19 protein-coding genes are annotated in these 25,115 nt (G+C 71.8%); 10 read left to right on the top strand and 9 right to left on the bottom strand.

Features of this window, described 5'->3' with window-relative positions; translation table 11 throughout:
• Positions 1-116: 116 nt before the first annotated feature.
• The 3 genes from J8403_RS38020 to J8403_RS38030 all read left to right on the top strand — a co-directional run bounded on the left by J8403_RS38020 (position 117) and on the right by J8403_RS38030 (position 2,315).
• Positions 117-614 (top strand): Ohr family peroxiredoxin, encoded by a 498-nt coding sequence (locus J8403_RS38020; protein WP_211127143.1) that lies wholly within the window; start codon positions 117-119, stop codon positions 612-614.
• A gap of 196 nt (positions 615-810) precedes the next feature.
• Positions 811-1,818 carry a sigma-70 family RNA polymerase sigma factor gene (locus J8403_RS38025; protein WP_211127144.1) on the top strand — a complete coding sequence of 336 codons (1,008 nt, stop codon included), beginning with the start codon at positions 811-813 and terminating at the stop codon, positions 1,816-1,818.
• Positions 1,819-1,841: 23 nt separating this feature from the next.
• Positions 1,842-2,315: a carboxymuconolactone decarboxylase family protein gene (locus J8403_RS38030; RefSeq protein WP_211127145.1), complete on the top strand. Its 474-nt coding sequence runs from the start codon at positions 1,842-1,844 to the stop codon at positions 2,313-2,315.
• 139 nt (positions 2,316-2,454) lie between these two features.
• On the opposite strand, the gene J8403_RS38035 is transcribed toward J8403_RS38030, so the two are convergent.
• From J8403_RS38035 to J8403_RS38060, 6 genes are all read right to left on the bottom strand, one after another.
• Entirely contained in the window at positions 2,455-3,333 is an 879-nt protein-coding gene (locus tag J8403_RS38035; protein ID WP_211127146.1) for an ABC transporter substrate-binding protein, read from the bottom strand.
• Positions 3,334-3,389: 56 nt separating this feature from the next.
• Positions 3,390-4,145, bottom strand: a complete 756-nt coding sequence (locus J8403_RS38040; protein WP_211127147.1) for an SDR family NAD(P)-dependent oxidoreductase — start codon at positions 4,143-4,145, stop codon at positions 3,390-3,392.
• Positions 4,142-4,753, bottom strand: a complete 612-nt coding sequence (locus tag J8403_RS38045; protein WP_211127148.1) for a TetR/AcrR family transcriptional regulator — start codon at positions 4,751-4,753, stop codon at positions 4,142-4,144. Before J8403_RS38045 ends, J8403_RS38040 begins: the two co-directional genes overlap by 4 nt.
• A gap of 216 nt (positions 4,754-4,969) precedes the next feature.
• On the bottom strand, positions 4,970-6,172 hold the full coding sequence (locus tag J8403_RS38050) for a thiolase family protein (protein ID WP_211127149.1): 1,203 nt from the start codon (positions 6,170-6,172) through the stop codon (positions 4,970-4,972).
• Positions 6,169-6,813, bottom strand: a complete 645-nt coding sequence (locus J8403_RS38055; protein ID WP_211127150.1) for a CoA transferase subunit B — start codon at positions 6,811-6,813, stop codon at positions 6,169-6,171. The genes J8403_RS38050 and J8403_RS38055 overlap by 4 nt, the downstream gene beginning before the upstream one ends.
• On the bottom strand, positions 6,813-7,595 hold the full coding sequence (locus J8403_RS38060; RefSeq protein ID WP_211127151.1) for a CoA transferase subunit A: 783 nt from the start codon (positions 7,593-7,595) through the stop codon (positions 6,813-6,815). Before J8403_RS38060 ends, J8403_RS38055 begins: the two co-directional genes overlap by 1 nt.
• A 271-nt stretch (positions 7,596-7,866) precedes the next feature.
• Between J8403_RS38060 and J8403_RS38065 the strand changes: the two genes are divergently transcribed.
• The 5 genes from J8403_RS38065 to J8403_RS38085 all read left to right on the top strand — a co-directional run bounded on the left by J8403_RS38065 (position 7,867) and on the right by J8403_RS38085 (position 15,866).
• Positions 7,867-8,922: a maleylacetate reductase gene (locus tag J8403_RS38065; protein ID WP_211127152.1), complete on the top strand. Its 1,056-nt coding sequence runs from the start codon at positions 7,867-7,869 to the stop codon at positions 8,920-8,922.
• 69 nt (positions 8,923-8,991) lie between these two features.
• On the top strand, positions 8,992-9,861 hold the full coding sequence (locus J8403_RS38070) for a dioxygenase family protein (protein WP_211127153.1): 870 nt from the start codon (positions 8,992-8,994) through the stop codon (positions 9,859-9,861).
• A gap of 38 nt (positions 9,862-9,899) precedes the next feature.
• A complete protein-coding gene (locus tag J8403_RS38075; protein ID WP_211127154.1) occupies positions 9,900-12,902 on the top strand; it encodes a BTAD domain-containing putative transcriptional regulator in 3,003 nt (1,000 codons plus the stop codon).
• A 127-nt stretch (positions 12,903-13,029) separates the two neighbouring features.
• Positions 13,030-13,518 carry a flavin reductase family protein gene (locus tag J8403_RS38080; protein WP_246586182.1) on the top strand — a complete coding sequence of 163 codons (489 nt, stop codon included), beginning with the start codon at positions 13,030-13,032 and terminating at the stop codon, positions 13,516-13,518.
• Between the two features lie 137 nt (positions 13,519-13,655).
• Complete coding sequence (locus J8403_RS38085) at positions 13,656-15,866, top strand: helix-turn-helix transcriptional regulator (protein ID WP_211127155.1); 2,211 nt, start codon at positions 13,656-13,658, stop codon at positions 15,864-15,866.
• Positions 15,867-15,885: 19 nt separating this feature from the next.
• On the opposite strand, the gene J8403_RS38090 is transcribed toward J8403_RS38085, so the two are convergent.
• Positions 15,886-17,421: a 4-hydroxyphenylacetate 3-hydroxylase family protein gene (locus J8403_RS38090; protein WP_211127156.1), complete on the bottom strand. Its 1,536-nt coding sequence runs from the start codon at positions 17,419-17,421 to the stop codon at positions 15,886-15,888.
• 158 nt (positions 17,422-17,579) lie between these two features.
• On the opposite strand from J8403_RS38090, the gene J8403_RS38095 reads away from it, so the two are divergent.
• Entirely contained in the window at positions 17,580-20,432 is a 2,853-nt protein-coding gene (locus tag J8403_RS38095; RefSeq protein WP_211127157.1) for a helix-turn-helix transcriptional regulator, read from the top strand.
• A 25-nt stretch (positions 20,433-20,457) separates the two neighbouring features.
• Here the strand turns inward: J8403_RS38095 and J8403_RS38100 are convergent, their stop codons facing one another.
• Positions 20,458-21,183, bottom strand: coding sequence for an SDR family NAD(P)-dependent oxidoreductase (locus J8403_RS38100; protein ID WP_211127158.1), 726 nt, complete (start codon positions 21,181-21,183; stop codon positions 20,458-20,460).
• Between the two features lie 140 nt (positions 21,184-21,323).
• Between J8403_RS38100 and J8403_RS38105 the strand changes: the two genes are divergently transcribed.
• On the top strand, positions 21,324-22,376 hold the full coding sequence (locus tag J8403_RS38105) for an Lrp/AsnC family transcriptional regulator (protein WP_246586183.1): 1,053 nt from the start codon (positions 21,324-21,326) through the stop codon (positions 22,374-22,376).
• 34 nt (positions 22,377-22,410) lie between these two features.
• Here the strand turns inward: J8403_RS38105 and J8403_RS38110 are convergent, their stop codons facing one another.
• Complete coding sequence (locus tag J8403_RS38110) at positions 22,411-24,810, bottom strand: SpoIIE family protein phosphatase (RefSeq protein ID WP_246586184.1); 2,400 nt, start codon at positions 24,808-24,810, stop codon at positions 22,411-22,413.
• Between the last annotated feature and the right edge of the window lie 305 nt (positions 24,811-25,115).

Below are 25,115 nucleotides of genomic sequence, written 5' to 3' on the forward strand. Positions count from 1 at the left end.
CCGCCGCCACCGTGATGGGTGGTGCTTGACCAGGGACTGTCACACCACGTGTGACTCGCCGGTCAACTAGGTGTTCGCGCCCGGCCGTGTGCCGCCAACGTCGACGGAGTGACGCAATGACCGAGCAGATCCGGCTGCCCGAGCTGTCCACCGACCATGACTTCGACGGAGCGTCCTTCGCCCCCGTCTACACCGCGACCGTGACGGTGAGCGGTGGAACGGCGCGGCATGGGCGGGCCTCGGGGAGAGCCCGCTCGGCCGACGGACTCCTGGATCTCCCGCTGCGCATGCCCGCGGAGCTGGGAGGGGACGGTCAGGGGACCAATCCCGAGCAGTTGTTCGCCGCCGGTCTCGCCGCCTGTTTCCACGGCGCGCTGAGCCTGGTGGCACGGCAGGCCGCGCTCGACCCCGCCGCGATCTCCGTGGCGGCGACCGTGGCCTTCGGGCGGGACCCGGAAGACGGGGGCTACGTATTGCGCGTCGACCTCTCCGTCAGGTGGCCGGGCATCGATCCCGCCGTCGCCGACCCGCTCCTGGAGAAGGCCGGGACATTGAGCCCCTACGCGAAGATGGCGCGGCAGGGAACGGCGACCACCATCACGCTGGCCCCGTAGCGGGCCACCGCGGCCGGCGGTACGGGGCGGGCGGTACGGAAAGCGACGGCCTGCCGCGCCGTGTGATGGCGGTGTGCACGAAGCGGCAACCGGCTCGAATCACTCGTTTATGCGATGCGGTTGCGGACCGCCCCGATCCAGTGTGGCCGGGTAGGAACGCACACGGCTTACTACTCAGAGGTATGACCGCAGGATCATGGATCTGAAACCGCGTCCCCCGGCAGGGGACCTTGAAGAGGCCGTCTCCGTCTTCGTGCGGCACCGGGGGCGTCTGTTCGGCATCGCCTACCGCGTGCTCGGCAGCGTGGTCGAGGCCGAGGACGTGGTCCAGGAGGTGTGGCTGCGCTGGCAGAAGACGGACCGCTCCGCGGTGGTGAGCCCGGTGGCCTTCCTCTCGAGCACCACGACCCGGTTGGCCATCAACGTGGCGCAATCGGCGCGGGTGCGCCGGGAGACCTATATCGGGCCGTGGCTGCCCGAGCCCATCGACACCAGCGCGGATCCGGAGGTGGGCGCGCAGCGCGCGGAGGCACTGGAGCTGGCCCTGCTGCTGGTGCTGGAGAAACTGAGCCCCCTCGAGCGCGCCGCGTATGTGCTGCGGGAGGCGTTCGACTACGGCTATCCCGAGATCGCCGACATGCTGCACATCAGCCCGGTCTACGTGCGGAAGATCGTCAGCCGGGCCCGCAAGCATCTGTCGGACGAGCAGCGGGAGAGCGTGGACACGGCGGAGCACCGGCGCCTGCTGAACACCTTCGTCTTCGCGGCGCGCACCGGGGACGTGGCGTCGCTGGAGGCCCTTCTCACCCCCGATGCCACCAGTCTGTCCGACGGCAACGGGCTGCGGGCCTGCGCTCGTATCCCGGTGCTGGGCCCTGCGCGTATCGCCAAACTGGCGACCTATCCGCGGCTCTGGCGGGACGCGGAGCCCAGGTTGGTCGAGGCCAACGGCCTGACGGGCGTGGTGTGTTACCGGGACGGCGAGCCCGAGACGTTCCTGACGGTGGCCGCCTCGAAGGAAGGCATCCACAAGGTGATGTGGGTGTTCACCCCGAGCAAGATCGCCGCATTCCTCGCTTCGCGCTCCCGCGGCGCGGCCGCTTCCGGTCGCCCGGCCGGTACGGCGATGACACGGCCGCGGAGACCCACCTCACACGGCCATGGGTGTCACACCTCGCCGGGCTGCCCGGTCATGAGTGCGTAACGGCCATTCTGCTAGGAGGACCCATGGACCCCCGTGTCAACTACTACGGCAACGGCCTCGCGGCCAAGGCGATGAAGGGCTTCGCCTCGGTCAGCAAGGTGCTCGCGGACTCGACGCTGCCGCACAGCATTCAGACCCTGGTGGAGATCCGCGCCAGCCAGATCAACGGCTGTGGCTTCTGCACCGACATGCACACCAAGGAAGCGGCCCACGCCGGCGAGACCTCGATCCGGCTCAACCTGGTCGCCGCCTGGCGGGAGGCGACCCTCTTCACCGAGGCCGAGCGTGCCGCACTGGAGCTGGCCGAGCAGGGCACCCGGGTCGCGGACGCGGCCGGTGGGGTCACGGACGAGGCCTGGGCCAACGCCGCCAAGCACTTCGACGAGGACCAGCTCGCCGCGCTGATCACCCTTATCGCCATCATCAACTGCTACAACCGCATCAACATCATCAACCAGCAGCCGGCCGGCGACTACAAGGTCGGCCAGTTCGGCTGAGCCGGGGCGTCCGCCTTATCTCCCCAGCGGAATCGATGCTCTCCCGCACACCGCCATGGCCCCTGGCCATGGCGGTGTCGGCGTGTCCCCGAAGACCCGTGTGCCACCCACCGCGGCGGCGCGCCGACGTCCGCGGCTCCTAGGGTGTGGTGGCCGGGGCGCGGTAGAACTCGGCCGCGGTGACGGTGGCCGGGACGCCGAGTTCGGCGGCGACCGCGGTGATCGCGGTGGCGCCGATGGACAGGTCGGCCTGGCCGTCGGCGGTGAAATACGGCGCGATGAACCGCTCGTAGTGCGCTCGGGCTTCCTCCGCCGTCTGTCCGCCGAGGAACGTCCGCATGTGCCGCACCGTGGTGTCGGGGTCCTCGCGGATCACCTTCAGCGCACGCCGGTGGGCTCGTACGACGGCCTGGACCGCGGGGTCGTCCGGTGCGATGTACGTGGGGTCGACGGCCACGCCGACGGTGGGGATCCGGAAGTGGTCGCCGACCCAGCCCAGCACCTGCCAGCCGTGCTCGGCGGCCACCGCCTCTGGCGCCATGGTGCTGCCGACGTAGGCGGCGTCGATGCTGCCGTCGTGCAGCGCCCGCAGGTCCAGACCGTAGTCGCCGGGCGGGCGGACGACGGTGTGGAGGTCGCGGTCGGGGTCGAGGCCGGCCTGGCGCAGCACGATCCGGGCGAAGCACCCGGGTGCGGTGTGGGGGGCGTGTACCGCCAGCCGTCGCCCGGCCAGGTCGGCCAGGGAGGTCAGGCCGGGGCGGGCGAGGAACCAGAACAGCGGGCGATGGGTGTTGACGTTGAGCGCGACCCAGGGGGTGCCGTCGGTCAGGCGGGACAGCAGCGCCCGGCCGAGTCCGATGGTGGCGCCGCGGCGCAGCCGCTCCTCGTCCCAGGCGCAGCCGTCGCGCAGCGCGACATGGACACCCTCATCGGCGTAGTAGTCCTGCTGGTCGGCGATGTAGGCGGCCAGCTCCTCGTGCAGGCCCCGCCCGACGTAGGCGAGATCGATGGTGTGCATGAACGCCTTTCCTTGATCGTGTCACCGCCATGCGGCGGCGCGTGCCGCGGGCGCGCTCAGTACATGGACATCCCGCCGTTGACCGCGGCCGTGGTGCCGGTCATGAAGGCGTTGTCCTCGCCGGTGTAGAAGGCGACCGCCTGGGCGACGTCGGCCGGGTGGGCCAGGCGGCCCACTGGAGTGGCGGCCACCTGCCGTTGTTTGTGCGCATCGTCGAACACATCCGCCATGCGCGTGTCCTCCACCGGACCGGGCGCGACGATGTTGACCGTGATGCCCTGCGGCCCCAACTCCTGGGCGAGGTACCGGGCGAACTGCTCCAGGGCTGCCTTGGACGTGCCCAGCGCGATCATGCCCTCCCGGGGCCTGCGGCTGAGGCCGGTGCTGAGATAGACGATGCGTCCCCAGCCCTGTTCGGTCATGGCGGGCAGAACGGCCTTGGTGACCGCGAACGCCGCACGCATCTCGGCGTCGAGCTTGCCGCCCAGTTCTTCCCACGTCATGTCGTGGAACGACTTCACCGCGTACGGGATGAGCGCGTTGTGCACGAGCACGTCGATGCCGCCCCATGCCGCCCGGACCCGCTCGACCATGTTCTCGATGGCGGCCACCTCGCGCACATCGGCCCGCACGGCCATGGCCCGGCCGCCCGATGCCTCGATGTCGGCCACGACCTCCTGGGCAGCCGTTTCGCTGCGGAGGTAGTTGACCACCACGCGCATCCCGCGCGCGGCCAGAAGGCGCGCGGTGGCCGCTCCGATTCCGCTGCTGGCTCCGGTCACCAATGCCACCCTGCCGGTCGCCTCGGTCATGGGCCCTCCTTCTCGTCGCGGCCTGTCGGGGGCACCACCGGGGGTCGTTCCTCGCCGGTGCCGGGGGGTGCGGAGCGGATCGCCCCGTGGAGCACGGTGTCGACGGCCGCCCGCAGCAGATCGGCCGCGGTCCAGTCGAGTTCATGCGGCAGTCGCGAGGTGAGCAGCCGTTCCAGCGCGCCGCGGGTGATCTCGCTCAGCAGCTCGGGCGGCGTCGCCAGCAGCCCCCGCCGGTGCCCGTCCCGGAACAGCTCGTCGAGCCGCCGGTAGATCACCGCGTCCACCCGCTGCTCCACGTACTGGCGCAGCATCGCGTCGCCCCGCCCGGTCGCGAGCTGGGCCGCTCCGATCCGCTCGAGCTCCGTGCCCGCCGCGATTAGGAACCGCTGCACCCGCACCTCGAACGGCTGGCCCGGTGAGTCCTCGGCCGCCGCCAGCGTGCGCTCCACCGCCGCGAACTGCCGATCCAGCACCGCGGCCACCAGGCTGCGCCTGTCCGGGAAGTGACGGTAGATCGTCTTCTTGCTCATCCCGAGCTCACGAGCGAGCTCGTCCATGCTCACCCGCGCGAAGCCCGGCGCGAAGAACAGCCGGCCGGCCGCCTCCACGATCACCTCGGCACGCCGCTCGTCGCGCTCGGAAACGCGTTCGGAAGCCGGCTCGGAAACGCGCTCGGAAACGCGTTCGGAAACACGCTTGGAAACTGCAGAAACTCGATTCGTTTCCATAGTTTCCATCGTGGTGACGCGCCCCCGCGCTGTCAAGGCGGCGACGTGCGCGGCATGGACGCGCGGCGGGGCGGCGGAGAGGCGGGCGGGTCCGGTTCAGCGTTCGAGGACCAGCGCGAGGCCCTGGCCCACGCCGATGCACAGGGTCGCGATGCCGGTTCCGGAGCCACGCCGGGCCAGTTGGTGGGCGACGGTTCCGGCGAGGCGGGCGCCGGAGGCGCCGAGTGGGTGCCCGAGGGCGATGGCGCCACCCTGCGGGTTGAGGATCGCCGGGTCGAACTCGGGCCATTCGGCCACGCATCCGAGGACCTGTGCGGCGAAGGCCTCGTTCAGCTCCAGCACATCGAGATCGGCGAAGGTCCGGCCGGCCTTGGCCAGGGCCCGGTGGACGGCTTCGACGGGGGCGAGGCCGAAGTAGTCCGGGTCGATCGCGGACACTCCGGTGGCCGAGACCCGGGCCAGCGGCTCGCGGCCGGTGGCCCGCAGACCCTCCTCGTCGACCAGGAGCAGGGCGGCCGCGCCGTCGTTGAGCGGGGAGGCGTTGCCCGCGGTGACCGTGCCGTTCTCGGTCCGGAAGGACGGCTTGAGCTTGGCCATCGCCTCCAGGGAGGCGTCCGGGCGGACGGACTCGTCGGCCGCGAACAGGCGCGGGTCGCCCTTGCGCTGCCGGACCGGCACGGGGGCGAGTTCGGCGTCGAACAGCTCCCGGGCCTGGGCGCGGGCGGCCTTGCGGTGGCTGTCGAGGGCGAACTCGTCCTGCCGCGCGCGGCTGATCGTGTGCTTGTCGGCGATGAGTTCGGCCGACTCCCCGAGCGGGATGGTCCACCGCGGGGGCATCTGCGGATTGACCATGCGCCAGCCCAGGGTGGTCGAGTGCAGTTCGGCGTGGCCGGCCGGGAACGGCCGGTCGTTCTTGGGCAGCACATACGGAGCCCGGGTCATCGACTCCACGCCCCCGGCGACCGCGATGGACGCGTCGCCGACGGCGATGGCCCGGGCGGCCTGAACGACCGCCTCCAGACCGGAGGCGCACAGCCGGTTGACCGTCACGCCCGGCACCGAGGTGGGCAGACCGGCCAGCAGCGCGGCCGTGCGGCCGACGTTGCGGTTCTCCTCACCGGCGCCGTTGGCGTTGCCGAGGTACACGTCCGCGATGCGCGCGGGGTCCAACTGGGGGGTACGGACGAGGATTTCGCGGATGGCGTGGGCCGCCAGATCGTCGGGGCGCACCGAGGCCAGGCCGCCGTTGTAGCGCCCGGTCGGGGTGCGCACGGCGTCGGCAATGTACACGTTCTTCACTGCAGGCCCTCCGCGACGGTCAGTTCGGCGCCGGTCCTGGCGACGATCTCCTCGACGGCGACGCCCGGCGCGCACTCGACCAGCACCAGGCCCGCGTCGGTGATGTCGAGGACGCCGAGGTCGGTGATGATCCGGTTCACACAGCGCTGCCCGGTCAGCGGCAGCGCACACTCGGCGAGGATCTTCGGCGAGCCGTCCTTGGCGGTGTGTGTCATCACGACGATGACCGTGCGGGCGCCGTGCACCAGGTCCATCGCCCCGCCGATCCCCGTGATCATCTTCCCGGGGATCGCCCAGTTGGCCAGGTCCCCCCGCGCGGAGACCTGCATCGCGCCCAGCACCGCCACATCGATATGGCCGCCGCGGATCATCGAGAACGACAGCGCCGAGTCGAAGAAGGAGGCGCCCGGCAGCACCGTCACGGTCTCCTTGCCCGCGTTGATCAGGTCGGGGTCGACCTGCTCCGCGCCGGGGTAGGGGCCGGTGCCCAGGATCCCGTTCTCCGACTCCAGGATCACTTCCACGCCCTCGGGCAGATGGTTGGGGATCAGCGTGGGCAGCCCGATGCCGAGATTGACGTACTGGCCGTCCGCCAGCTCACCCGCGGCCCGGGCGGCCATCTCCTCACGGTTCCAGGCCATCAGCCGCTCACCGACCCTCGCGCCGCGGGCACGGACACCGTGCGCCGCTCGATCTTCTTGTCCGCCGCCTGCTCCGCGGTGAGGGCCACCACCCGCTGCACGAATATCCCCGGCAGATGCACCGCGTCGGGGTCGATCGCGCCCGGCTCCACCAGCTCCTCCACCTCCGCGATGGTCACCTTGCCCGCCATCGCGGCCAGCGGGTTGAAGTTGCGGGCGGACTTGCCGAAGACCAGGTTGCCGTGGCGGTCTCCCCTCGCCGCCCGTACCAGCGCGAAGTCGGTGCGGATTCCGCGCTCCAGTACGTACGCGACCCCGTCGAAGGTCCGCACCTCCTTGGCCGGTGAGGCCAGCGCCACCCCGCCCGAGCCGTCGTACCGCCAGGGCAGTCCGCCCTCCGCGACCTGGGTGCCGACCCCGGCCGGGGTGTAGAAGGCGGGGATCCCCGCACCGCCGGCCCGCAGCCGCTCGGCCAGGGTGCCCTGCGGAATCATCTCCACCTCCAGCTCCCCGGCCAGATACTGCCGCGCGAACTCCTTGTTCGCCCCGATGTACGAGCCGGTCACCCGCCCGATCCGGCCCGCCGCCAGCAGCACCGCCAGACCCGACTCCAGCGCCCCGCAGTTGTTCGAGACGACCGACAGGCCGCCGACGCGCCGCTCGAACAGCGCCTGGATCAACACGTTCGGCACACCGCTCAAACCGAATCCGCCCACCGCCAATGACGCACCATCCGGCACATCCGCCACCGCCTCCAGGGCCGTGGCGACCACTTTATCCATCTTTTCTACTCCACCCTTGGCCAATATGGATCCATCGGACGCTGCTTCCGAAAGGCAATCTCAAGTATTCGGCCGGGGCGGCGGGTCCCGGACATCCCGCAGATGAGTGATATCGGTCAGGGCACCGCGGCCACCGTGTCGGTAACGGTCGCCTGAACACGGTATTTCCACGTCGCTTCCCGCTATCGCCCATCGAATCCATTGACGCGCGAGATCCCAGTGCCGAGGCTTCATCCATAAACCGAGGAGCGGCGGGACCGAGGAAATTCTGATGAAGACATTCGTGCATCGGGGACAGATCACCAAGGTGGTTTTCGGCAGCGGTACACGCAGCCGTATCCCTGAGGAGGTCGATGCCCTCGGATGCGGTCGGGTGCTCATTTTGTGCACCCCTGGCCAAGTGGACCAGGCATCGAAGATCCGCGAGCTGCTGGGAGCCGCGGCGGTCGGCACGTTCACCGAGGCGGCACCGCACACCCCCGTCGAGGTCACCGAGAAGGCGGTCGCGTACGCCGAATCCGTGGAAGCGGACTGCGTGCTCGCCATCGGCGGCGGATCGACCATCGGTCTCGGCAAGGCGATCGCCGTACGGACCGGTCTTCCGCAGCTGGCGCTGCCCACGACCTATGCCGGTTCCGAGATGACACCGATCCTCGGAGAGACCGAAGGCCATAAGAAGACCACCCGCCGACTGCCGGAAGTGCTGGTCAGGACGGTGGTGTACGACGTCGACCTGACGCTCACGTTTCCCGCGGCGATATCGGTGGTCAGCGGCATCAACGCGATGGCGCACGCCGTGGAGGCCCTCTACGCACAGGACCGCGACCCGGTCGCCTTCCTGATGGCCGGCGAGGCGCTCGACTCCCTCACGCGATCCCTTCCGGTCGTCGCGTGGCGCCCGGACGACGCCGAGGCGCGGGCGGACGCGCTGTACGGCGCGTGGCTGGCCGGCACCTGCCTCGGCACGGTGGGCATGGCCCTGCACCACAAGGTGTGCCATGTGCTGGGCGGCACTTTCGGGCTTCCGCACGCCGAAACCCATACGGTCGTGCTGCCGCATGTGGTCGCCTACAACCGGTCGGCGGCCCCCGAGGCCATGGCACGCATCGCCTGGGCGCTGGCCTGGGACGACGCCGCGAGCGGCCTCTTCGACTTCGCCGGAAGGCTCGGCGCCCCCAGGGCGCTGCGGGACCTCGGCATGCCGGAATCGGGGATCGAGCAGGCGGCCGACCTCATCGTGCGGGACGGCTACTGGAATCCGCGACCGGTGGAACGGGACGCGGTACGTGCCCTCCTGACCCGCGCCTGGGCCGGCGAGACGCCATGAACTCACCCGGCGACGAACAACTCTGCGACCCACTCCGTCAGCGAACACTCAACCACCACGGGAGCGCGCATGCGTGATCTGACGAGCGACACCATCACCGAGGCCATGATCTCGACCATGCGGGACACCGAGGACCCCCGCGTCGCCAAGATCCTGGAATCACTGGTGCGCCATCTCCACGACTTCGTCCGTGATGTGGACCTGACGGAGGAGGAGTGGGCCCGGGGCATCGACTTCCTGACCCGCACCGGGCAGAAGTGCACGTCCACGCGCCAGGAGTTCATCCTGCTGTCCGACGTGCTGGGCATCACCATGCTGGTCGACGCCCTGAGCAATCAGCGCCCCACGGAAGCCACCCAGAACAGCGTCCTGGGCCCCTTCTTCCGGGAGGACCGGCCGCGGCACGCCGACGCCGCCGACATCTCCGGCGGTCTGCCCGGCACCCCGCTGTTCTTCGAGGGACGGGTCGTGGACCGTGCGGGAGCGCCGGTGGAGGGCGCCGCGGTGGACGTCTGGCACAGTGACGCGGACGGCCACTACGACGTGGATGTGCCCGGCCAGGTCGACCCGGCCATGCGCGCGCTGTTCCGGACCGACGAGAGCGGACACTTCGGCTTCCGCTCCATTCGCCCGTCCAGCTACCCGATCCCCGGTGACGGCCCGGTCGGCGAGCTCATGAGCGCGACCGGCAGGTCGCTCATGCGTCCCGCCCATGTGCACCTGCTGATCGAGGCGCCGGGATTCCAGCGCGTGACCACCATGCTCTTCCCGTCGGACGACCCGTACCTGGACGCGGACCCGGTGTTCGGGGTCAAGGAGTCGCTGGTCGAGTCCTATGACACCTACGCGGCCGACGCCGGGCCCTGCAGCGAGCTGACCGACGAGCCGTACACCCTGCTGCGGCACACCTTCGTTCTCGAACCCCGCACGGCGGACTGACTTCGGCGAGCGGGCACACCGTCGAGAGGCGGTCATCCATGAGGAGCAACGACCCGGGCGAGGCGGGTGGTGGCCTGCCTCGGCTGCCCGGTCATGTCATCCCCCGGCCGAGGCTGGTCCGGAGCATCCACCGGTTGCTGGACCAAAACCCGGTACTGGTCATGGCCGCCTCGGCGGGGTCGGGCAAGACGACCGCCGCGGTCCAGGCGGCCCAGGCGCTGTCCGGACCGGTCGCCTGGGTATCGCTCGCCGGGATGCCCGGCCATGTCGATCCCGGTGCCGAGGCGCTGACGTGCCGTCTGCGGGCGGCCGTCGAGCCCCATGCGCCGGCCGCGGCCGCCGCACTCACCGACGCGCCGGCGCGGGGACTCTCGGCGTCGGAGATCGGCCTCCTGCTCGCCCGGGCGCTCGCCGGCACCGAACTGGTGCTGGTGCTCGACCGCGCGGAGACGATCGGTGGGCTTCCCGGTGCGCAGGGGCTGCTCGACGCCCTGGCCGGGAGCCTGCCGGACGGGCCGCGGCTGGTCCTGATCTCGCGCGTGGAGCTGCCCCCGGGCCTCAAAGGAGTCCTCGGCGATGTCCATCGCGTCGCCTTCCTCGAGGACCGGGACCTGGCCTTCGACGTGGCCGAGGCCACCGAGGCCCTGCGGGCCGTCGACCGGGCCGACGACCCGTCCCGGCTGGTCGAGGCGACGGGCGGATGGGTCGGCGGAGTCCTGTACGACTGGTGGGGCGCCGACGCCTCGGCCTCCGCCGTACAGCACGGGTGTCTCGCGGCCGACCTGCTGACCCAGCTCACGCCCGCGGAGACAGCACTGCTGGTGCGCACCAGCCTGCTGGACGACGGGGTGACGGCCGAGCGGGCGAACGCGCTCGGACTGGCCTCGCCGGACCGGACGCTGGCCGCCCTCCGCGGCCGGCGGCTGCCGCTGAGCTGGTCCTCCGACGGGAGCCGGATGGTCGCCCTGCCGCGGTTCCGCCACCATCTCCAGCGTGAGATCGAGGGCCTGGACGCGGACACCCTGCGGGTGTTGCGCCGGGGATACGCCACCTTGCTCCAGGGCAGGGGGCGGCATGAGGACGCGGTGTCCGAGCTGCTCATGAGCGGCGACACCGCCGCCGCCCGGGACGTGGCGGAACGGGCCCTGCCCGAGGTCCTGGGGCGATTCGACCTGACGACCGCCGAGAGCTGGCTCGACCGCATGCGCCCGGCGCCCACCCCGAGCCTGGCCTCGGCGGCGCTCCGCGTCGCCTTGGGGCTCGAACAGTGCTGGCGGGGCGCGCAGCTGGCCGACCACCACGGTCGTGCGTGGTGGGGCGCGCTCGCCGAACAGCCGGGCGGCGACGAGGACTTGGCCCTGCTGGTGTGGTGCTTGTGGCACGTCGGCAGGATCGACGGGGCGCGCGAGATCCTGGACGTCATGCCGCCGGGAGACCCCCGCGACATCGCGGCGGCCGTGCTGGCCCTGGCGGACAACAGCACACCCCAGCTCGCCCCGGACCTCCTCGACCGGGTCGCGGGCCCCCTCGAAGCCATGGTGATGCGCATCGCCTACCGCTCCGGGCACCTGCGCGAACTGCGGGACAGCATGTCCGGCGCCTGGCGGAAGGTGGCGGGCACGTCATGGACGGTCGCGGCGCTGCGCGCCGAAGGACGTATCTCCCAGGCGGAGGAGGCGTACGCGGCGGTAGGAGACGCGCCGGGGCCCGTCTGGCTGGCCGCCTTCGAGGCCGCCGAGCTGATGGCGGACCTCGGACGCCGGGACGAGACGTGGCCCGCGCTGCTGGCCGGGCGACAGCGGATCGCCTCGACCGGATCCCGGGTGTACGAGATCCTCAGCCTGCTCCTGGAGGCGAAGCTGGCCCTGCGTCTGGACCGCGATCTGCCACGAGCGGGCCGGGCCCTGGCCGAGGCGGAGCGCCGAGGGTGCGCGCGCTACGCGTTCACCGCGGAACTGGCCGGCACCTGGCGAGGTCTGGAGCTGCTGCTGGCCGGCCGGGACCACGAGGCCGTGCCCCACCTCACCACCGCGGTCTCCACCATGCGCACGGGCGGCAGACGGGTCGAACTCCCCACGGCGGCCGTCTACTTGAGCGAAGCGCTGTGGCGCACCGGCGACGAGGACGGCGCGGACGCCGCCGCCGATCTGGCGCTGGAGGTCGCCACCACCCAAGGGCCCCGCAATCTCCTGGTGCAGGCGCTGGAGGACATGCCCTCCGTCGCCGTGCGGCGGGCCGACGCGGAACCCACCCACTCCTCACGCTGGCACGAGCTCGTGTCCGCGCTCGCCACCGCCAGGCCGGTGATCGGGGGCGCCGTACCCCGGCTGACCCTCGAGGACTTCGGCCCGGTGCGGCTGGCCGTCGACGGGCGGGAGATCCACCCGCGGCTGGCCAAGAGCGTCGAACTGCTCGCCTATCTGCTGCACCAGCCCGCGGCGAGCGCCAGACGCCGGGCGCTGGTGGAGGCGCTGTTCCCCGGACGGAGCGACACCACCGGGCGCAGCTACCTCCGGCAGGCCGTCTACCGGCTGCGCGAGGTGCTGCCCGACGGGCTGTCGCTTCTCCAGGACGCGGATGTGTACCGGCTGACACCGGCCTCCGCCGTCATCAGCGCCTCGGGAACCCTCCAGCGGCTGCTGGCGGAAGCCGCGCGGCAGGACGGCGAGCACCGGTGGGACACCCTCGGGCGTGCCCTGGAGATCGCCGAACGCGGCTCCTACTTCGACTCCCTCTCGACGCAATGGCTCGACACCCGGCGCGCCGAACTCGACGCCGCCCTCCTGCGGGCCCGCGTGGACGCGGCGACCGTGGCGCTGCACCTCGGCCGCGTCCGGGAGGCCCGCCGGCTGGCACGCCAGGTGCTGGACGGCGACCCCTACCGGGAACAGGCCTGGCGGGTCGCCCTGTGCGCCGCCGAGGCGGCCGGCTCGGACGATGAACTGCTCGACCTGTACCGAGGCTATCTGCGCGTCATGGAGGAGCTGGGCGTGGCGCCGTCCGCCGATCTCAGACGCCTGGTCGACCGGCTGCGCCGATGAGCGGGCAGCCCGCGTGGACGCCCGGTGGCCTCCGGCCCACGAACCGATTTCGCCGGTGTTAACAGCCCGCGACACACACTGCTCGGCAGGCACCAGGGTCCAGCCCCACTCTCACGGAGGTCCCCCGATGACTGAAACCCTCGACATCACGGTCGGTTTCCGAGCCACGATGAGCCGGCTCGCCACGGGCGTCAGCGTGATCACCACACGCTCAGGAGACACACCCATCGGCATGACGGCCAGCGCCGTATCCGCCCTCTCCCTGGACCCGCTCCAGCTGCTCGTGTGCATCGCCAACCACCTGTACACCCGCACCGCGATCGCCGGGCACGGCCGCTTCGCCGTCAACGTCCTCGGCGAGGACAGCGAGGCCCTGGCGCGCAACTTCGCCGCCTCCAAGCCGGACAAGTTCGCGGGCGTCGAGACCTTCGACGACCACGGTGTGCCCGTGCTCAAGGACGCCATCGCGGTGATCGTGTGCGATGTCGCCGAGGCGCTCCCCGGCGGCGATCACACCATCTTCGTGGGTGACGTCCGCTACTGCGACCACCGGACGGAGTGCCGGCCGCTGCTCCACTTCGCGGGCGGCTTCGGCACGCTCGGGGCGCCCCACTAGCGCGTATGGCAGCGGCCCGAAAGGAGGCCGCCGCGGGGCCCGTGACCGGCCCCGCCGCCCCCGACGTCCGGCTCCCACGAGGCCGGCCAGGGACGTCGGGGGCTCAGCCCGTCCCGACGACCCCACGCAAAGGTGCCATGACCAACTCCGTGCCCGCCTTCAAGCTGCGTCCCCCGGTCCAGCCCCCGCATCTGCTGACCCGCCCGCGTCTGCTGCGCCGGCTCGACGCCATGTCCGAGCCCGTGGTGGTGGTGTCCGCGCCGGCCGGGGCCGGAAAGACGGTGCTCCTGACCGAGTGGTCCCGTGGCCCCGCCGCCCGGGGAGAGTGCGCCTGGCTCGGCCTGGACGGGTACGACAACGCCCCGGGCCGGCTCTGGGCCGGCATCCTGCGGGCGCTGCGGGAGGTACGGCCCGAACTGCCCGTCCGCCTCGACAGCGACGAGTGGACGCTCGACGCATGGCTCGAGGAGATCCTGCCGAGCCTGGTGGCCGGACTGGGCGGCGAGGGGCCGCTCACACTGATCCTCGACGGACTGGAAGCCATCACGGACGCGGACGCGGTGCGCAGCCTTGCGGACTTCCTGGCCAGGCTGCCCCAGGGCTTCCGCGTCGTGCTGTCGACCCGGCACGTTCCCGGACGGCCCGTTCCCACCCTGCGCGCCCGGGGCCTGATCGCCGAACTCGACCAGCACGACCTGGCCTTCACCCCCGGCGAGGCACAAGAGGTGCTCACCGGCCTGCTCGGGTCCGCTCCGGCCGTGGACATCGCCGAGGCGCTGTACGAGGCCACCGAGGGCTGGGCGGCGGGACTGTGCATCATGGGGCGCACCCTCGCCCGCTCGGCCGACACGGAAGCGAACGTGGCGCACGGCAGGCAGGCGGTGGCCGAGTATCTGGCCACCGAGGTGCTCTTCCGGCTCACCACGGAACAGCGCCAGTTCCTGCTGCGCACCAGTGTGCTCGACGAGCTGACCACCGGCCCGTGCCAGGCCCTGGCCGGGCACCGGGCGGGCGTACTGCTGCGCGAGCTCGCCAGGACCGTGCAACTGCTGGTGCCCGTGGCCGCCGATCCGTCGGCGTACCGGCATCACCGGGCACTGGCTCCGCTGCTGTCCGACGCCCTCACCTCCGAAGGGCCGGACACCGTGGTGTCCCTGCACCGGGCCGCGGCCCGGTGGTACGCGCGGCAGGGGGAGACCACCGCGGCCGTACGGCACTGGGTGCTGGGCGGTGATGAGCCGGCGGCCGTCACCTCGATCCTCGGCGCCTGGGAGAAGACGATCTCGGCGGGCCGCGGTGCGCGGGTCTCGCGGTGGCTGGGCCTCCTGCCGCCCCGCACGGTGGCCACCGACGCACGCCTGTGCGTCGTGGCCGCGATGGCGGCCCTGTCAGGGGGCGCCCCGGAAACGGCCCGGCGCTGGCTGGACGTGGCCCAGCTCCGGGCGACGGGACCCGAGACGGTCGGCGGAGGCAGCACGGTGTCCGACGCCGCCGCCGTCGCCCAGGCCGTGGCCTGCTGTCTGAAGGGGGAGGTCCTGACCGCCGACCGGCTCGGCGAATCCGCCGTCGCCGGCGCCCTGCCGCTCACGTCCTGGCGCGCCCTGGGCTGTACGGCCCGCGGCGCCGCGCTGCTGTGGACCGCCCGGTACGAGGAGGCGGAGGTGCTGCTCGGCGAGGCGACCCGGGACGCGCACGCCGCGGGTCACGGCCTGGCGCTCGTTCGCGCGCTGGGACTGCGGGCGCTGTGCGCGCTGATGGCCGGACGGCAGGAGCCCGCGCGCATGCTGAGCGACGAGGCCGTCGAGGCGGCCGCGACGGCCGGTCTGGGCCGGCACTTCGTCGCCGTGCCCGCTCATATCTGCCGGGCCGGCCTCCTCGTCGAAGAGGGACGGATCGAGGAGGCCGAACGGGTCCTGGCCGACACGGAGACGGCGCTTGCGGGCTCGCCAAAGACCGGCAGCGAACCCCACGTACGCGCCTTGTATCACGTCATGTGGGTGCGACTGGAGAACGCGCGGCATGACGCGGACGCCTCGCGGGAGGCCCGCGAGGCGGCCGAGCGGGCGGCGGACCGGTGCGAGTCACCCGGCGTCATGACGGATCTGCTGAGGCGAGTCGGCGGCGAGGCGGTCGTGCCGCCCGCCGTGCCCGGTCCCCAGGACCTGTCGCTGGGGGAGCGCCGAGTGCTCCGCGCCCTGTGCGGCCCGCTGACCCTGCGGGAGATCGCCTCCGAGCTCTATGTGTCCCACAACACCGTCAAGACACAGGTACGGGCGATCTTCCGCAAGCTCGACGCGCACGACAGGAGCGGAGCGATCGCCAGGGCCCGGGAGTGCGGTGTGCTCTGATCCGGGCCCCGGCATCCCGCTAGGAGGCGCCCTTGCGGGAAGCGTCCTGGCGCCGGGCGTAGTCCGCCTGAGCCGTGTACGCGGTCTCCTTCTCCTCGGCGTCGCGCGCCGGCTCGATGCCGCAGACCTTGCGCGCGAGGTCCGCCATGCTGCCGCCCGGGGACATCTCGGCGCGCTTCATGGTGAGGGTGCGAATCGCCAGCAGGGGCGTGCCGTTGAAGTTCTCGAAGGTGCTGATGCGGTCGCCCCAGTCGGACAGGAACAGGTCGCGGATCACGCGGCTGATCTTCAGCCGGTCGTGCGGCCTGCCGACCGGTCCCGTCTGCAGCGCCTCCAGCCACGGCCGCAGTTCGGGCCGCTGCCACTGCCCCTCGGTCGGGAAGATGAGCGAGGCACGACCGGCCAGGTCGATGACCTCGTGCACCATGCCCGCGATGTTCTCCAGGTAGAACGCCCGCCCGAAGTCGAACATCAGGACGTTCGGCTTGTAGAGGCCGCCCGGCGTGGTGAAGCCCTCGTCCTCCGAGGCGATCACATGCGCCTTGATCGTCTGGTGGAAGCCGGCGAACCGGGCGATACGGGTCTGCACCGGCGGCAGTTGGTAGGTGCCGATGTGCTCGGTCATCAGCAGCACCAGACCGAGCATCAGCTCGGCGCGCACCATCTGCCGCACCAGGGCCTGGTAGTGCAGCCAGTCGAAGACGCGCTGCGGGTAGAGCGAGGTGTGCTTGGGGTTACCGATGTGGAACACCCGGTTCCAGGGGATGAGCACATCCTCGAACACGATGACGCTGTCCAGCTCGTCCCCCTGGGAGGCGAGCGGGTGCTCGACGTCCTCGCCGTCCCGGACGTTGCTCTCCCGGCAGACGATGGTGACCCCGGGGGTGTTGGGCTTCACCGCCCCGAAGATGATCTGCTCCGGCAGGATGCCCGGCCGGTAGAAGACGCCGATGTGGATCCAGTCGCCGAAGGCCGCGCCGGTGCTGATCGCCTTCACACCCCGCACGGTGATGCCCTCGTCCGAGGTGCCGACCACCTGCAGGGCCGGGGAATCGGCCTGTGCGGCATCGCGCGAGCGGTCCGTCTGCGGGTCGACGAACGCCGGTGTCGTATTGAGGTCGGCCTCCCGCACCTCGTGCCAGAAGTCGAGGATCCCCTCGGTCAGGTCCCTGCCGTCGGTGCCGACGGACTGGCTGCTCCAGGGCTCCGGGTCGTCCACGTAGGTCAGCAGCACGTAGTTGTTGACGTCCGGGGTGCGCGGGGTCGCCCCGCCGCCGAGCTCCCGCAGCACCGTCTCCATGTAGCGCCGCTTGCGCCGCAGGTCCTCCTTGGAGCGGTGCTGGAACCACGTCATGGACCGCCTGACGCCCTCTTCGTCCACGAACGTCATGGCGTCCTGGAGCTCCGGGCGGTGGTGCAGGTCGTAGAAGTCCGCGAGCCTGCGGGCATACGCCCGGGTCTTGGGGTGCGTGGCCACGTTCTCGACGAGTTCGTCACCCACCCATACCGTGCGGCCGTCGTTCAGCGCCGCCAGGTATTCCTTGCCTGTACGCACGTCGTGCTCCTCTCCAGGGGCAAGAGATCTGGACGGTCCGGAGCATGCGTCGCGATGGGGTGACAGGACGGCGCTGCGGCGGGAATCACCCGGGTGAAAGAGTCGATCACAAAGGCACCGGCGTTGAGGGCGCTGTGGCCGTGCGGCATGCTTGCCCCATGCGCAGCACAGACCCCGCGGGCGACCGGGCGCGTGGGCGCGGCAAGGGGGCCTCGGCCGGGCTGCCCCTCAGAGGACGCGACCACGAGATGGCCGCTGTCCGTGAGGACCTGGAAGCGGTGCGTGGCGGACGGGGTGCCTACGTCGTCGTGGAGGGCGCCCCCGGCGTCGGCAAGAGCCGGCTGCTCGCGGAGCTGGACGAGATGGCGCGGCGGTTCGGGTTCGACGTGGTGTCCGTACGGGCCGACGAACTCGACCAGTACGCGGCGGGCGCCGCCCTGCAGTCCGCCCTGCAGCCCTCCGACGACTCCCACCAAGCCGTCGCGGCCACCGACGACCAGCGGCTGTGGCTGCTGGACGGCATCGCGGACGCCCTGGAGGCCCGGGCCCAGCGCGCCCCGGTGGCCGTGGTCGTGGACGACGCGCAGTGGGCCGATCCGGCCACCCTCTTCGTCCTCCGTACGCTGCCCGGACGACTGGCCGCCTCGCGGATCCTGTGGGTGCTGGCGGTGCGGTCGGAGGCGGAGCGGCCGACCGTGGCCCGGGTGCGGGAGGACCTCGAACACCTCGGAGCCCGCTGGCTGACCCTCGGTCCCCTGCCACAGCAGGAGCTGCTGCACATCGCTTCCGATGTGCTCGGGACGAGGCCGTCACCCGGTCTGGCCCGGCTCCTGCGAGGCGTCGCGGGCAATCCGTTCCTGGCGCTGGAACTGGTGCGCGCCTTCGCGGAGACGGACGCCGGCACAGGGGAGACGGGCGTGGCGAGCCTCCCGCACCCCGGTGTCCCCGCCGGTTTCCGGCGCAGTGTCGCCGCGCGTCTGGACCGGCTCCCGGAGGACGCCGTGCGGCTGCTCCAGATCGGCTCCGTCCTCGGCCGCGAATTCGACCTCGGCACGGCCGCCCGCATGCTCGGCAGGCGCGTCGGCAGCCTGCTGTCGGGCGTCGAGGCCGCCCTGAGCGCCGGTCTGCTCTCGGCCGACGGCCCGCGACTCGCCTTTCGCCACGACCTCATCCGGCAGGCTCTCCAGGAGAACCTGCCCCGGGCGGTGCGGACCGCACTGCACGGGGAGGCGGCCGACAGTCTGCGGGGCATCGGGGCCCGGTCGGCCGAAGTTGCCTGGCACGTCGTCATGGCGGGCGGCCCGGTCGACGACGACGCCGTGACCACGCTGACCACCGCCGTACAGGAACTGTCGCCGTCGGCCCCCGACGCGGCCGCGGACCTGGCCCAGCGGATCGCCTCACTGTTGCACCCGCACGACCGGCGGCGTATCGCCCTGCTGACCGACGCCGCCGAATACCTCGGCCGGACCCGCCGGATCCACGAGGCGCTCGGTCTGGTCGACGCCACCCTGTCGGACGGTCCCGAGCCGCTGCAGGAGGCATGCCTGCGCCTGGCGGCCGCCGAGATCCACCAGGCCGCGGGCGACGACGCCGCCGCGATGACCCACCTCCGGCAGGCCTTGGACCTGCCCGAGCTGCCGTCCGACCTACGTGTCCGGCTGCTGAAGACCAAGGCCACGGGCCATGTGTACCTCGGGGACATCACCGCAGCCGAGCAGACCGACACCGGGCTGGTCGCGGAGGCCTACCGCAGCGACGATCCGGCCGTCGTCGTCAGCGCCATGGTGTTCCAGTCGCAGACCTTCTTCTACCGCGGCCGCCTCGCCCGCGCCCTCGAACTCGCGGAGGCGGCCGCCGGACACTCCGGCACCGAATCCGCCGGGTTCTATCTGCGGCCCCCGCGGATTCCGGCGCTGTGGCTGGCCATGGTGCTGACCGCCACCGACCGGCTCGCGGACACCGAGCGGATGCTGCGGGACGGACAGCGCGAGGCGGAGGCGCGGGGCCTGGGCTGGTCACTTCCCCACTGGCATGCCGCCCGCGCCTGCGCACTCCTCGAACAGGGAGCGCTGGACGACGCGGCCGTGGAGGCCGAGGCCAGTCTGATGGTGGCGGACGAACTCGAGATCACCCGCCCGAATCCGCGAGCCCACTCCGTACGGGCACTGGTGGAGATCAGACGCGGTGACCTCGTCAAGGCCAGGGACCATCTCCGCGCCGCCGAAGCCGATTCCGGCACCCACACCCAGCGCTACGGCCGGTGGGTGGTGCTCGCGCGCGCCTGCCTGGCGGACGCGGAGGGCCAGGACGGCGCCGCGGCCGAGGCACTCACGGGAAACTTCGGGGACGGTGAGCCGACGCGGCTGCTCACGGTGGGTCCGTCCCACTGGCCCGGCATCGTGCGCATCGCGCTGCGTGGCGCCGACTCGTCAGCCGCGCGGTCCGTGTCCGACGCACTGCGCACCCTGGTCGCACGGGACGACAGCCAGCAGATCATGGCGGCGGTCCGCGCCCATGTGGACGGCCTGCTCCACCGCGACCCCCGGGCACTGGCGTCCGCGATCACCGCCTACCGGAGCGGTGACAGGCCGCTGGCCCTGGCCGCGGCCTGCGAGGACCTCGGCGAACTCCTGGCCACCTCGGCCGATACGACGGCGGCGATCCCGCACCTCGAAGAGGCGGGCGAGCTGGTGTCGGCCTCAGGAGCCCTGCGCGATCACGAACGGATCCGGCGGCGCCTTCGCCAGCTCGGTGTGCGCACCGGCGCCCCGCGGCACCACACGACCGGCCCCCCGGGGTGGGGGACCCTGACCGAATCCGAGCGGAAACTGATCCCGCTGGTCGTGGACGGTCTCACCAACCGCGCCATCGCCGACCGGCTCTATGTGTCCGTGCACACCGTCAACACCCATATGAAGCACATCTTCACCAAGCTCGACATCAACACGAGGGTCGAACTGACCCGGCTGGCAATCGAACGGGGAGCTGTCGCGGGCGGAGCGCAGTGAGCGGTGCCCGCTTCCGCGGTGGAGTTCACCAGGGGACGGTCTGACCGAAGCGGTCCAGATACGCGAGACCGGGCTTCCCCAGCCTCGACAGCAGAACATCCACCACCCGCGGGACGCTCTCGCCGATGGTGAGTGGCGCGTCCGGTCCCCCCAGCGCGGTGCCGACCCAGCCGGGCGCCATGAGGACGAAGGCCCGCTGGGCTCCGTGCTGTTGGGCCTGCCGGACCGAGAAGCCGCGCAGGAACATGTTCAGCGCTGCCTTGCTGCCGCGGTAGACCTCGCGCGATGCGGTCGTGTTGTTGGTGATGCTGCCCTGGCCGGAGGACATCGCCCCGATGAGCCCGGTCGGAGAGACGAGGTCTTCGAGTGCTTCGATGACGCGCATCGGGCTGAGCGCGTTGGTCACCATCACCTCCACGAAGTCGGCTGTCGGAACGGCACCGATCGGCGTCGGCTCGTTGTTCGTGGTCCCCGCGTTGACGAAGAGCACGTCGAGTGTGCGTGGGGCGAGACGCTCGTGGAGGGGCGCCAGCTGGGTGGGCTCGTTGATGTCGAGGCGCTCGACGCGGACGCGCCCGTCGGAGCGGTCCGCGAGATCGTGCAGGAGAGTACGAGCGGTGACGTCCCGGACCGTGCCGATGACGTCCCATCCCCTCTCCAAGAGTTCGGCCGCCATCGCGTGTCCGAGACCCCGCGACGCCCCGACGATGAGAGCGGTTGGCGGGTGCCGGTCCGCGTCAGTTGACGACATTCCGTGTCATCCCCTTATTTTCCCGTGCTTCGAGTTGCGGAGTGCCGACTGCCACGAGCGGCACCCCTGATGCGCCGCAAGCCTTGCCGCTCCATGGCACTCGGGGCACGTCCGGGGCACGGATTTGTACGATCGCCCTCATGACAGGAGCTCTGATGGCCGAATCCGCCGCTGTGCGGCCCGATGATGTGCGGGTCATGCGCGCACTCCAGGTGGCTCCGCGGGCCTCGTTCGCCTCGATCGCGGCGGTGCTCGGCCTCTCCGAGGGGGCCGTCGGCCGCCGCTATCGCCGGTTGCTCGCCGATGGCGTCATCCGCGTAGCCGGTGTCGTCGATCCGGGGGCGCTGGGACAGAGCAGATGGCTGGTGCGACTGCGGTGCCGCCCCGGCAGTGTCACGGCGATCGCCGACGCGCTCGCGCAGCGCGACGATGTCAGCTGGGTGGCGCTCGGCGCCGCGGGCTCCGAAATCACCTGCGCGGTACGGTCGCGGACGCGGGAACAGCGCGAGGACCTCCTCGGCCGGCGACTTCCGCGCACCGCAGCCGTCGTCGACATCAACGCGTCCGCGATACTGCGTCAGTTCGTCGGAGGCCGTGGCCACTACTGGGCCGCGCTACGGGGCACGCTGACGCCACAGCAGGAGTCGACGCTCGGGAGCGACGGCGTCCCCTTCACCGAATCCCCGGTGGTCCCTCGCGTTCCGGTGCACCTCGGACCCGAGGATGAGAAGATGCTCGACCTTCTGGCCGCGGACGGTCGCGCCGGCCTCGTCGATCTCGGCGCGGCGGCGAACCTCACGCCCGGGCGCGCGTCACGCCGTCTGCAGGCCTTGCTCCGGCGCCGGGTCGTCCACATCGATGTCGAGATCGCCCCGGCCGCACTGGGCTATCACGCTCGGGCGAACCTTTGGCTCCGCGCGCACCCGACGGCGGTCAAGGACATCGGACGCACCCTCGCGCGGGAACCCCGCATAGCCTTCGCCGCGGCCGTCTCCGGGCCCTACAACCTCCAGGCCGTCGCGCACTGCCGCGACCTCGACGAACTGTTCGAGTACACCTCGGACCGCATCGGGTCGCTGCCCGGCCTCCAGAGCATGGAGGTCTCTCCTGTGCTGCGGCAGATCAAGCAGGCAGGCACGCTCGTGTCCGGCGAGCGTCTCGTCCCACCGCACAGGGCTCGGGCACGGCGCTGAGGGCGCGGGCCCGGCGAGCCGGGCGACGGCTCTGTCATGCGACGACCGATTGCGGGTGGAGCAGGAGCAGGGCGATGTCATCGCTGTGGGGATCGGTGTGCGGATCGTGGTGGATGAGGGTGTCGGCGAGGGTGTCCATGGGCTGGCCTCCGGCCTGGGTGAGCTGGTCGGCGAGCTGGGCGGTCGCGTCGTCGAGATCGATGTCGGGACTCTCGACGAGGCCGTCGGTGTAGAGGGCCAGCACGGCGCCGGGCGGCAGTGGGATCTCCGTGGCCGGGTAGTCGGCGCCGGGATCGATGCCCAGCAGCAGGCCGGGTGGCAGGTCGAGGACCTCGGTGTGTCCGTCGGGGTGCCGCAGGAGCGGGGGCGGGTGGCCGGCCGTGGCCAGGTGGGCAACGTGGCGTGCCAGGTCGATATGGGCGTAGAGGCAACTGGTGAACAGGCCCGGGTCGAGATCGGTGAGCAGGCGGTTGGTGCGGGCGAGGACTTCCCCGGGATGCGCCCCGGCGGTGGCGTGGACGGCGGTGCGGACCTGTCCCATGAGGGCGGCGGCGTTCACGCTGTGGCCTTGGACGTCGCCGATGGCCGCGGCGATGGTGGTGGCGTCGCAGCGGATGAGGTCGTAGAAGTCGCCGCCGATGTCCATGCCGCGCGCCGTGGGCAGATAGCGGGCCGCCACCTCCAGCCCGGGCACGGTCGGAAGGGCGGCGGGGAGCAGGCCGCTCTGGAGACCGAGGGCGAGCTGGTGTTCGGCGTCATAGAGCCGGGCGCGGTCCAGGGCCTGGGCGATCAGTCCGGCCAGAGAGGTCAGGACGGCGCGTTCGTCGGGGGTGAAGTCGTGGGGCCGGTCGTAGGAGACCACGCAGCAGCCGACCGGGCGACCGGAGGCCAGCAGCGGCAGGAACGCCCAGGCCGCCCTCTTGGTCAGCCGTGGGATGTGGGGAGCGAGCCGGTTCATCTCGTGCGGGGACGCGAAGAACAGGGGCGCTCCCGTGCTCACGGCGCGCACGCTGGGGGCCGTGTCGTCCCGGAACGCGGGGGTGTCGAGGCGGTTGAGAACATCGGGTGGGTAGCCACGCTGGCCGACGATGTGCAGCCGGTCGCCCTCTGCCACGGACAGGACGAAGCCCTGGGCGCCGAAGGCGGGCAGGATCAGGTCGGCGGTCAGCTCGACCACGTCCTGAACGCCGACGGCCTCGGTGAGCGCGCCGGCCAGGTGCATCAGGTCGTACAGCCTGCCGGAGCGGGTCGGTGTGGCGATGTCCGCCCCGCGCTCCGGGCGGTCGATCGGGGCGGTGTCGTCGGTGGGGGAGATGCGCACACTGACACCGGAGGCATCCGGGCAGAGCTGGAAGGACAGCCAGCGGTCCGGCGGGCGCAGGACGGTGAAGGACGTGGGCCTGCGGCCGAGCACCGCGGCCCGGTAGCGGTCGTCGAAGACCGGGTCGTCCAGCCATGGCAGCGCCTCCCACAGCGGTGCGCCGAGCAGATCCGGAACGCTGCCACCGACCAGATCGGCGGCGGTGGCGCTGATGAAGGTGATCCGGCCCGCCACGTCCAGCGCGCAACAGCCCTCCGGAAGGCGGCCGGCGAAGTCCACCGCGGCCTGTGCCTGGAGGGGCCCGGCGGTCCAGGCGCGCGGCGGGGCCGCCACATGCGGCTCTTCGGGCGCTATCGGGTGCCCGTCCGCGGCGGCATGCCGCAGGAAGGCCGCCACCCGGTCGCAGGTGGAGCCGATCACGGCGCGCTCACGGGCGCTCAGGTGCGGCCGGTGCGGACCGGGCCACAGCAGCACCAGTCCGCCCCAAGCGGTGGCGCCGGATGTGATCGGTGCGGCGGCGAGCGCCACCGGGTAGGGCCATACCAGCGCTGCCCTCGGATAGCGGCGCGCCAGCTCCGCCTGGCTGACGAGCCACACCAGGCGCCGCTCACGCACCGCGTCCGCCAACGGGCCCGAAGCCGGAAGCCGCAACCGTTCCCAGAGCTCGGCGATCTTCGGCGGCACCCCGGTCATCATGGCCAGCCGCAGCACCTGTCCGCCCGGTGGCAGCAGATACACCAGCCCCATGGACGCGCCTGATTCCCGTACCACCGTGCACAGCAACGCATCCAGCAGCTCCATACCGGAGCCGGCGGCAGGCGGGGCATCGTCCCGTGGCCCCTGCTCCTCCTCCGCCACGTGCCGCACCCGCCCGAAGCGGCGCCTGGCCGCCTCGGCGCTGATCCCGAAGGCGGCACCGATCCGCGTCCAGCCGACCCCGGCCTGCCGATCGGCCAGCACCGCATACCGCACCAACCGCTCGGCCAGCCCGGGAACCTCCGCCACCGCGGCACAGTGAGAGCCCACCGTGGCTTCCCGCGCCGGGGACAGCTCGCCCGCCTGCCGCGCCGCCGACTGAACCCGGTCCAGCAGCTCCGTGCCCGCGAGCACCATCGCCTGCCGCGTCTCGGCCGCCGCCGGCCATCGAGACCGCGCCCGCCAGGCCGCCTGCCGGTGTGCCGGACTGCAATACCGCCGGTTGCGGCCGGCCTGATCCGGTAGCGGCGCATCGCACCAACCGCACCGAACATCACCCATATGCACACGTTACGCCCGTCAGGGGTGACGGCGCTGTCGGTACGCACATGCCCTCTGTCGGTGGCTGTCGGTCGCGCTGTCGGTGGCGTGTCGGCGGAGTCCGGAACCGTTCGGGACATCCTGCCGGATGCCCATTCGGCGGGCGTCCGACGGCAAGGAAC

The organism is Streptomyces yatensis, from assembly GCF_018069625.1.
Lineage (GTDB): Bacteria > Actinomycetota > Actinomycetes > Streptomycetales > Streptomycetaceae > Streptomyces > Streptomyces yatensis.